Consider the following 9097-nt stretch of genomic DNA (forward strand, 5'->3'; position numbering starts at 1 on the left):
GACATGCTGGAGATAATTGAAGATCGACATGCAAAAAAAGCAACCATAATTGCAAGCCAGTTACCTGTAGAAAAATGGTGGGACATTTTTGGAGACTCAACATTGGCCGATGCGTTTTTAGACCGCATGGTGCACACTTCATACAGAATTGAACTAAAAGGAGAAAGTCTAAGAAAAAAAAGGTAAAATTGTCATGCCGTCAGCTATGATAGGCCAAATCCTCGAGGGGGGGTCAGTATGATGCATTACTGGGGTCAGCATTACCAGAATATCCAAACGGCATTCAGAAGTTTCAAATTAGTTTTTTCTTTATCTTTGATTGTACCGTGATAATTCTTTCTTTCCATACATATTTGTTTGTTTTAGAGTTGAAGTTTATGTTTCACATATTCTAAAGCTTCTAGTGTTTTGTCTAGATGTTCTTTAGTATGGGTAGCCATTAAACTCATCCGTATCCTAGCATCTTTTCTTGAAACAGCAGGATATAAAATAGGATTTGTAAATATACCTGCTTTTAAAAGCATTTTACCTGCTTCACTGGTTAGATAGGGGTCACCAATTTTAATTGGAATAATGGCTGAGACTGTTGTTCCAATATTGAAGTTTAAATTTAAAAGTTCTTTTTTAAAATATGAGATGTTTTCTATCAACCTAGATCGCCAGTGAGGTTCCTCATCAATAAGCTCTATTGCCTTAATTATACCAGCTGAGGCAGGGGTAGAGGTAGCTGAAAATATTTGTTGTTTCGATTGGAACTTAATGAAATTAATTATCTCAGCACTTGATATTACATATCCTCCAATATTACCAAAAGTTTTACTAAACGTACCTGAAATAATATCTATTTCATTAAGAAGTTCAAATTCCTCAATCGCACCTCGTCCCGTTTTTCCTAGAACACCAATTCCATGTGCATCATCCACCATAATAAATGCACCATATTGTTTAGAAATCTCTAATATTCGATCAAGTGGAGCCATATCGCCATCTTGCGAATAAACACCATCAACGATAACCAACTTAGTTCTGTAACTATTTTTAACTGTTTTAAGAATATGCTCTAAAGAGTCAAGGTTGTTATGAGAAAAAGACTTCACATTAGTCTCTTTTAAACCTTCATACACACTTGTATGAACAGCTCTATCAACAATAGCAATGTCTTCTTTTTTAAGCAAAGAAAGTAATGTAGCACTATTTGCAGTATACCCAGTAGTGAAAATTACAGAACAATTTTTATCTCGCCCAAAAAAACCGGCGATTTTTCGTTCGATTTCTTCATGATAATTGAAATGTCCTCCTATTAATGGCGACGCGCCTGAACCAGTTCCATATTGTGAAATTCCTTGTAGAGCCGCTTGTTTAACTTTAGGATGCTGACTAAAATTTAAATAATCATTAGAAACAAAGCTTATATAATTTTCAGGTTTACCATGACTAAATGGTGTTACAATTTCCATTTCTGGTCCGCTAGCAGATGTTGCTATAAGACGATAATTCATATGGCCATTTTGAATCATGAAATCAGTGAATTCACCGAATTTTTTGGCTCTTTCAAAAGCGTCCAATTCTTTAATGTTTTCGAAATCCTTAAAAGTTGCAGTATTAAAATCTATACCCATATCAATTATAAATTAGTTAAAGTCAAGGTATAAAAATATTTTTTGAAATATCACCGTTTGGTGAATAATAATAATTTAGATTTGATTTTAACCGTAAAGAAAGATTCAATTTCAAACGAAAGATATTTGTTGGCCAACAATAAAGTCTCCTGACTTTGTAAACCAGGATAAGGAAATGCCCCACCTGAATAATTGAGGCTTTATGTTTAAATTATAATGCCATGAATGATGAAATAATCAATGCTGAAAAAGTAAACGGAATCATTGTACATTTTGTAGAGTTAAAGGATGATAAATATCATCTTAACATTCCCGCAGAAAAAGCTACTGAGTTAGGCATTTCTGAAGAAGATTTGGAAAGGGTTAAAGCAGACCTTAAAATTACAAATGATATAATTACCGAGGCAAAAAAAGATCCAAATGGTGAACTTTCATTGTTTGATCCAAAGGCGGTAACATTAGCCGGTCCTTCAGGTCCTTCTGGCAGTCTTTCAAGTAATGGCCAAGAGCAGGTTGGGACAACATTCTTTGCTCCAAGTAATACAAGTTTTGTAAGATTCAATTGTAGAACTGCAGCTACCCCATTGCCAGTATATCAATGTCAAACTAGAGCTTTAGGAGTATGGATAACTAAAACCGCTACAGGATCATTATTTACAACTACTGTAATAGATGTTAATATTGACGCTTCTAATTACAATGTTAACGTTACCTTTAAAACTTCCGATTCAAATGGAGGTTCTTGTGATTGGGTAGCTATGTCATAGTAATTTTAGCATTTATATATATAAATTATGAAATATCTCTTTTTATTCATTGTAATAACAGTCTTATCTTGCCAAGAAAACAAAACTCCTTCGGTTAACAAGAAGAAGAATATTACATATTTGGATTCTAAAGGAAAAGCGTATAAATACTTTGCTGAAATTCCTGATAGCCTTCGTACGCCCGAGCAACAGAAATTCGCTAAGGCGTATACTGATGTGCTATTGAATTACGTGGTTGTAGAAAACAATCATATGGTTCTCAAGATTAGCAAAGAGGAATTTTTATCAAAGGGACTCTCCGAAACTGATTTTCAGGTCTTCAAAGAGAACATTCGCACCAATAATGCCTGGATTGACTCGCTTGGCATAAAAGACGTTGATAAGATGCTCGAAAAAACGCGGTTAGAACTAAAGTCATCCATTAAATAACAAGAGAATTCTAAATTTATAATCGCTATTAAATTAACAGGGAGTCGTTAAAAACCACCCTGTTAATTTTCAATAAGCTTTGGCTGTAATAATTCAAAGGACATAAATTAAGGCCGTTTGTAAGTTGTTATCTATAACGATAACTCCAATAAAAGATGGATTAAAGTTGCCACTATTGGTTTTATCAACCTTAAGTTGATAAATTCTTTGGGTTTATCTAATCCTATAATCCAAAAATTAATTAATCTAACCATATTAATCTTGTTATGAAAAGAAGTATCTACCTTATCGCTTTTATTTTATTTTTGTTCTCCTGTAAAAAGGATGCAACCCTCCAAGAAAACGCCACATTAGCTGATCTAGCAGTGTCAGCCAAAAGCATGTTAACAACACTTCGTCAGCCTGGCGATACGATTATTCAGCTCGACTCTACAAAGTTTCCTAAAAAGCCAAAGAATTTAAAAAGTTTAGCATCAGGAGACATTTATACCGATTTGTATGAATTAAACGGTATTAACTTTTTTATTCAATCAAAAGATGCATTTCAAGGCAATAATACGTTACAATCGCAGGGAAAAGGACAAGAGGTTTTACTAGCTCCTTATTCTTCTACGAACGCAAACCAACTTTTTCGTTTAAGGTTTCTTCCAGCTTCAACAGGTATTCCCTATTTGATTTATTCCGCCGCTCAAGATGCCCCAATTGGTGCTGGCTCTTATGCAAGTGATCCAAACAGATATGTTCTTTATACACAAGCTGCAAGTAGCACTAGTTTATTTGGCTTTTCCTGGGATTTCTCCAGGAACACCACCAATGATTCATTTTATTTTATTAATCAAGACATCATTGGTTCGGGCGGTGGCAGTCCATGGGATATATTCAATTATTATCTGAATGCTACTAATGGAGCTATCGGTTTTGCAAGATCAAATAATGCGATTACTCAACAATTTAATATTGTTCCAAATGATACTTTCACGTTAGAAAGCATTGAGTATATAAATGATCCTACCGCAGTATTGACCCAAATTCCTGATTTTACCACTAACTGGACATATACCAATGGATCTTCTATACAGCAAAGTATGAGCACTAGTTTTGGCGAAAGAGCAAAAAGAACATCAAGTTTCACAAACCAAACATCGATTTCAACGAAACTCTCCACCACAGTAGAAGTCAAAGTTCCGTTTTTCGCCAACGGCAAAATCAATACTGAACTTAGCGGTTCCTTGCAAAATACTTACGGTAAAACTGAAGAAAAAGAAGATACTCGCACTTATGATGTTCCACTATTAGTTCCTGCACATTCCCGGATTACAGCTACTGCTACCGTAACAAGATATAATATGAACGTCAACTACATTGCCACTTTAAGAGGACAAAACACAAGCAAACTTATCAAAGTTAGAGGCGTATGGAGCGGTGTGGATTGTACCGATATTATCATAAATACACAACAAGTAGATTTGAGAACAAACGTCGTTACCAAAGGTGCTTCTATTAAGGTAAGTAATCGCTAAGTTAGCGTTATTAGCGAAGCCCATTGTTAACAATCAATCATATAATACTATGAATAAAATTACATTTCTTGTTCTGTTAATACTTTCATCTATATCATTTGGTTGCTCTGTTCAACGACAAAGTAAATTTACATCTAGCCACATAAAACCAGGTATGCCATAAGAAGCAGTTATTGCTTCTTATGGCAAACCATATAAGGAAAGTTCATCTACTGATGACAATCAGACCTTGCGTGAAAGTCTGCATTACAAAGAGCACCTATTCCTTGGGCGATGGTATGAGATAAATAGCATTCTACATTTTGAAAATTCTGTGTTTAAATCACTTGAACAAGGTAAGGAAGAGTTATTGAATAAAGATATGGAAGTAATAGTTAGATAAAACGCACAGTGCTGTACTAGTTAATCTATTGCAGCACTGCAATTTCACTATATACAGAGGCAGCCTTAGGCTAACGCAATCTGTTTTATATAACTTCTTTTTATGTATACAGTTTTAGGTAAACACCTGGCCTAATTTGTCCGCTCCGGAAAGATGCCTGGTTGCTGTTTGTATACAAATTCACTTGAAAAAAATACTGCAGCTTGAATTTGCGCGCAGATCCTGCGTCTAATCTGTATACATAATCATTGTTGAGTTCAAACGGTAATTAGAAAAATGACCTTTAAAACAAGGCCATTTGTAAATCTTTATATTTATATGTTGTTACTGCTGTAATGGTGGCAGCAATAATAGAGGGATTATAGTTTCCTCTATCAGTATTACCAACTTTGAGTTGCATAATCTCTTTAAGCTCATTCAATGCGGTGTTAAGAGCCGTTTCACGGTCAGGATATGGTTTATCATAAACAGTTAGTGGGCTTGCACTACCGCAGGTTCCGAAGCTGTAATCAAGGGTATAAATCCAAAGGTTATTTTTACCTCTTCCAAGTCGTATTTCGCTATTTGCTAAAACGATGTTTTCCGGGTCTAATAATTTAGCTCGGTTTATCCAACCGTTTTGATCAAAGGATATTTCGGTAAAACCAAAATTTAAACCCTTACGGTAAGCATATAGATTATTAGTGATTTGTCGTAAATCTTTACCAAAGGCTGCATACCATGCAAGGCGGTCAATATCCTTTTCCCGGACTGTTTGTAAAACTTCATCCAGTAGCTCTCTTTCAAACTTAACCAGGTTATATTTCTCAATATATTCTTTGATAGTTATTTCGGTTAGTTGCTCTAATTTCATCGTTTCCATAACATTACAGATTAGTTTTTTAATGCCAGGTCTTTAAGGTATCTGCTGGTCTGTCAAGGGCGGCTCCTTAGCCGTTATAATACCCTTGACAGAGCTAAAGCAGGTGCCGTACCTTTGCATTCTAAAAAACTAGAATGAACTGAAAACACTAGGGTAAGAAAAACCTAAGTATTAAAGATTTTGGGCTTTAATCCGTTTCAGGAAATTAAATGTGGGTATATGTATAATGTTGACTTGCTTATTTTAGAATTTCTACAAATTCATAAATAGAGTCTTTAAGACGCATTCATAAAACATTATAATCCCAAAGGAATTTCTACATAAAAAGTGCTTCCTTTTCGTGGTTCGCTTTCGAACCACACTCTGCCCTTATGGACTTCTGTAAGTGTTTTAACAATCCACATCCCCAGGCCAATGGATTCTTCGTCTTTTACTCCCGTTCTTCCTGATTTAGTATATTTTTTAAATAGGGCTGGTTGGAGGGATTTGGGAATACCAATTCCATCATCGTTAACTGTAAGGAGAAAGGTTTCTTCTAGTTGTTCAACATGTACTTTGATGAGCCCGTTATCATGAGTAAACTTAATCGCATTTGAAACAAGATTATTTACAATCTGCAAAAATTTCATACTATCTATTTCAGCAAAAATTTGGTCATGAGAATGCGTGTAGCTGATGTGTTTTTGAATGTTATCTTGAGACTCAAGATAAATGTCCATCACCTGGTGAATTTCCCAAACCACATCGAAACGCTCTAGCCCTGCTTCTACTTCTGCTGTATCTAGAATTTCCCTGGTCAATAAGTTTTGGATAAGGATTATGCTGCTTTTTGAAATATCTTCAATCATTTGGGTCAATTTCTGAACCTCCTTATTTTCAGGCAATTTTTTGCGCAAAATTGAAGAAAGCATCTGTACAGTTCCAATAGGACCTCGTAAATCATGAGCAAGAACTTCAAGGTTAGAATCCTTCCATCCATTTACCTTCTGCATATTAATGACAGTTGACTTCCTTGCTGTATCGTCTTCTGCTGTCCCGGTTAGATAAGCTATTTTCTTTGCTTCTATAATTGGGTAGACTTTTAACCTTATCCATCTTTCTGTTTTATCAGGGCGACATATTCTGAAATCAAGAAAACTTTTAGTCTTTTTCTCTAAAAGTAAATTAAAAGCATGTTTAATATTTACTCTATCATCTTCATGAATTAGTTTAAAAAGGAGCTTGGGATTTTTGAAAAGTTCTGTACTTTCTCTTTTTGTAACGGTTTGGAAAGCCTCATTTACATATTCAAAACGATTTTGATTTATGTCGAAAATGAAGCAAACTTCGTCAGCCAGATCATTCATCTTGCCTAGTATTTGGTCTTTTTTATGACTTTCCATTATATAAATTTAAAAAAAAATTAATGAAAGCCAATCAGTGCATGTTTTACGATGCTTAATCTAATTCCTCTGTTCCTGAATGGTTATTAACTTGAAATATCGGTAAAACAGTAATTTACCAATACCTAGAGTATCTAAAATCTCATTATGCGCGTAATAAGTTTTTAGATTGATTATTAGACATTTAAACGGGAAAATAAAAATCAAGGTGTAAAGTTAGCGTTAGTAGCCTGGGTGGAAATTAAGAAATAATTTGTCCGCAGGACGGAAGCGAAGCGTACTCAGTAAGGGTACGACCGAAGGAAACGCCATAATAATATAAGTACTAACGTTCTTGTTGGACTTCGATATATTTAACGTACCGATACAATGTAGATTTCCCAACTTTTAAAAACTCAGAAATTTCCTGCATAGACATATTGTTTTGATTCAGAAGCTTGTGTGCTCTTTGTGCTTTCTTTATATTTTCTGCTGAAAGACCAGGTTTTCTTCCCGACTTTATACCTCTTATTTTGGCAGCCTGTAATCCGGCCTTGGTACGTTCTACAATCATTTCTCTTTCAAACTCGGCCAAAGCTGCAAATATGTTAAAAGTAAAACGGCCTGTTGATGTGGAGGTGTCGATTTGATTATGGAGACTAATAAAGTCTACCCCTTTGTTTTTGAAAGTATCGACAATTTCAATCAGGTCTTTTATTGATCTGCCTATCCTGTCTAATTTCCATACCACGACCTGATCACCATTGCGAAGATCGGCCAGTAAGTTTTGAAGTTCAGGCCGTTCCTTATTTTTACCCGATAATTTTTCCCTGTAAATTTTTTCGCAACCGGCTTTTTCAAGCTCATTAAGTTGCATATCTAGATTTTGGTCAGTTGTACTTACCCTGGCATAGCCTATTTTCATAAGGGTTATATGGTAAATTTTCTTTTTATACTTTCGTCCGGTTGTTCTTTGGCTTGATAGTCCTTGTTGGCGGTAATGATCTGATGGCCATGTTCATCTAACCTATCATTTCTATGAGCGTACAAAGCAAATTTTTGCGGGTATTGTAGGTCACTGGCATTATAACTTTGAAGGACGCTTTTATGAAAACTCATAATCTGTTGGTTCTCGCCTCCTACGCCGGTATAAATAAAGTCGCTCCGGTCAAAATACAGAAAATAGGTGGCAAGGTTTTTAAAGCTCTCATTAAAATTAAGTTTCACATTACCGCCAGATATAGTAATTCCGCTTTGTTGCATTCCTCTTACTGCTACCCTATTAATCGACTGTTGAGGACTATCTAAAAATAAAGCAACTAATGAGGTATCATATCCGGCATTTCTTGCCTGATCAACCATGTTTTTGAATGACTCATCATTAAAAACTGTTTCAAGCACAATGCTCTTTCCCTGTTCGATAGCCTGGTTAAAAATCTGTCTGGTTCGGCTCTTGTAAACATCAGTCATGATTATTTGAAAATCGGAAAGTTCACTAAGCCTGGTACGGATGAAGGTTGACTTACCTGCAGCATTACAGCCAGCAACAAATATGAGTTCTGGACTGCTCATTAAATATCAAGCTCTTTAACGACATGGTCGTTAATCTTTACGGGTATGTCGTTCTCATCAGTGATCACATCAATAGTAACCAAGTAGCGTTCGCCAGTGGGCAATTCTTTTCGCCAGTATTGCCCATCCTCCTTAAATTGAGCATAAAAAGGATTGCCCAATTCAAACGCACGTTGTCGGCCCAACTCATGCATATTAGTCATATTTCTTAAAAGACGATCAACTGTTGTTTGTGCTTCCATATAAATAAGTCATATTCTCTCTAAGTCATTCAAATATACGAAAAACGAGAATCATTTATGGCCTTAATTTAAGAGAATAGTTAAGCTTATTTTTCGGCTTATATAAGCTGATTTTTACACAATGGGAAAAAGAATTAGATAGTCCCGGTATACGTTCGTTTTTTAAGACAAGATTTGTAACGGTCACAACAAATTCATGAATTTGTTGTGACCGTTACAAATAGGATAGTATAAAGTATTTAATATAATATAATACTCCCCAATATTAGGTCGATAATTTAAGGTCTAAAAAAAACCGTAAATTTATTGACAGATGAAAAAAGTTAGCAGAAAGAAGTTCAGT

General features: G+C 35.1%; 10 protein-coding genes. 4 read left to right on the forward strand and 6 right to left on the reverse strand.

Annotation, left to right across the window (positions count from 1 at the left end):
- A partial coding sequence (locus tag AAKU52_RS16545) for an ATP-binding protein (protein WP_354335590.1) occupies positions 1-186 on the forward strand: 186 nt, incomplete at its 5' end.
- 176 nt (positions 187-362) lie between these two features.
- Here AAKU52_RS16545 and AAKU52_RS16550 read toward each other — a convergent pair.
- Positions 363-1619 (reverse strand): aminotransferase class I/II-fold pyridoxal phosphate-dependent enzyme, encoded by a 1257-nt coding sequence (locus AAKU52_RS16550; RefSeq protein WP_354335592.1) that lies wholly within the window; start codon positions 1617-1619, stop codon positions 363-365.
- A gap of 221 nt (positions 1620-1840) precedes the next feature.
- On the opposite strand from AAKU52_RS16550, the gene AAKU52_RS16555 reads away from it, so the two are divergent.
- From AAKU52_RS16555 to AAKU52_RS16565, 3 genes are all read left to right on the forward strand, one after another.
- A complete protein-coding gene (locus AAKU52_RS16555; protein WP_354335594.1) occupies positions 1841-2386 on the forward strand; it encodes a hypothetical protein in 546 nt (181 codons plus the stop codon).
- A 27-nt stretch (positions 2387-2413) separates the two neighbouring features.
- Positions 2414-2815 carry a hypothetical protein gene (locus AAKU52_RS16560; protein WP_354335596.1) on the forward strand — a complete coding sequence of 134 codons (402 nt, stop codon included), beginning with the start codon at positions 2414-2416 and terminating at the stop codon, positions 2813-2815.
- Between the two features lie 266 nt (positions 2816-3081).
- Positions 3082-4335, forward strand: a complete 1254-nt coding sequence (locus AAKU52_RS16565; RefSeq protein ID WP_354335598.1) for a BSAP5b family pore-forming toxin — start codon at positions 3082-3084, stop codon at positions 4333-4335.
- 665 nt (positions 4336-5000) lie between these two features.
- On the opposite strand, the gene AAKU52_RS16570 is transcribed toward AAKU52_RS16565, so the two are convergent.
- From AAKU52_RS16570 to AAKU52_RS16590, 5 genes are all read right to left on the reverse strand, one after another.
- Positions 5001-5579 (reverse strand): hypothetical protein, encoded by a 579-nt coding sequence (locus AAKU52_RS16570; protein ID WP_354335599.1) that lies wholly within the window; start codon positions 5577-5579, stop codon positions 5001-5003.
- 296 nt (positions 5580-5875) lie between these two features.
- Positions 5876-6961 carry a PAS domain-containing sensor histidine kinase gene (locus AAKU52_RS16575; RefSeq protein WP_354335601.1) on the reverse strand — a complete coding sequence of 362 codons (1086 nt, stop codon included), beginning with the start codon at positions 6959-6961 and terminating at the stop codon, positions 5876-5878.
- A 325-nt stretch (positions 6962-7286) separates the two neighbouring features.
- Entirely contained in the window at positions 7287-7865 is a 579-nt protein-coding gene (locus AAKU52_RS16580) for a recombinase family protein (RefSeq protein WP_354335602.1), read from the reverse strand.
- A gap of 5 nt (positions 7866-7870) precedes the next feature.
- Positions 7871-8512, reverse strand: coding sequence for a zeta toxin family protein (locus AAKU52_RS16585; protein WP_354335605.1), 642 nt, complete (start codon positions 8510-8512; stop codon positions 7871-7873).
- Positions 8512-8754 carry a hypothetical protein gene (locus AAKU52_RS16590; protein WP_354335607.1) on the reverse strand — a complete coding sequence of 81 codons (243 nt, stop codon included), beginning with the start codon at positions 8752-8754 and terminating at the stop codon, positions 8512-8514. The genes AAKU52_RS16585 and AAKU52_RS16590 overlap by 1 nt, the downstream gene beginning before the upstream one ends.
- Positions 8755-9097: the final 343 nt, after the last annotated feature.

Origin of the sequence: Pedobacter sp. CG_S7 (assembly GCF_040544395.1) — a bacterium.
In the GTDB taxonomy this organism is placed as follows: Bacteria; Bacteroidota; Bacteroidia; order Sphingobacteriales; family Sphingobacteriaceae; genus Pedobacter.

What these genes read in the sequence shown, in the direction of transcription:
- AAKU52_RS16570 (WP_354335599.1), bottom strand. Translation starts at nt 5,579, where the DNA reads ATGGAAACGATGAAATTAGAGCAACTAACCGAAATAACTATCAAAGAA.
- AAKU52_RS16560 (WP_354335596.1), top strand. Translation starts at nt 2,414, where the DNA reads ATGAAATATCTCTTTTTATTCATTGTAATAACAGTCTTATCTTGCCAA.
- AAKU52_RS16550 (WP_354335592.1), bottom strand. Translation starts at nt 1,619, where the DNA reads ATGGGTATAGATTTTAATACTGCAACTTTTAAGGATTTCGAAAACATT.
- AAKU52_RS16580 (WP_354335602.1), bottom strand. Translation starts at nt 7,865, where the DNA reads ATGAAAATAGGCTATGCCAGGGTAAGTACAACTGACCAAAATCTAGAT.
- AAKU52_RS16555 (WP_354335594.1), top strand. Translation starts at nt 1,841, where the DNA reads ATGAATGATGAAATAATCAATGCTGAAAAAGTAAACGGAATCATTGTA.
- AAKU52_RS16585 (WP_354335605.1), bottom strand. Translation starts at nt 8,512, where the DNA reads ATGAGCAGTCCAGAACTCATATTTGTTGCTGGCTGTAATGCTGCAGGT.
- AAKU52_RS16590 (WP_354335607.1), bottom strand. Translation starts at nt 8,754, where the DNA reads ATGGAAGCACAAACAACAGTTGATCGTCTTTTAAGAAATATGACTAAT.
- AAKU52_RS16565 (WP_354335598.1), top strand. Translation starts at nt 3,082, where the DNA reads ATGAAAAGAAGTATCTACCTTATCGCTTTTATTTTATTTTTGTTCTCC.
- AAKU52_RS16575 (WP_354335601.1), bottom strand. Translation starts at nt 6,961, where the DNA reads ATGGAAAGTCATAAAAAAGACCAAATACTAGGCAAGATGAATGATCTG.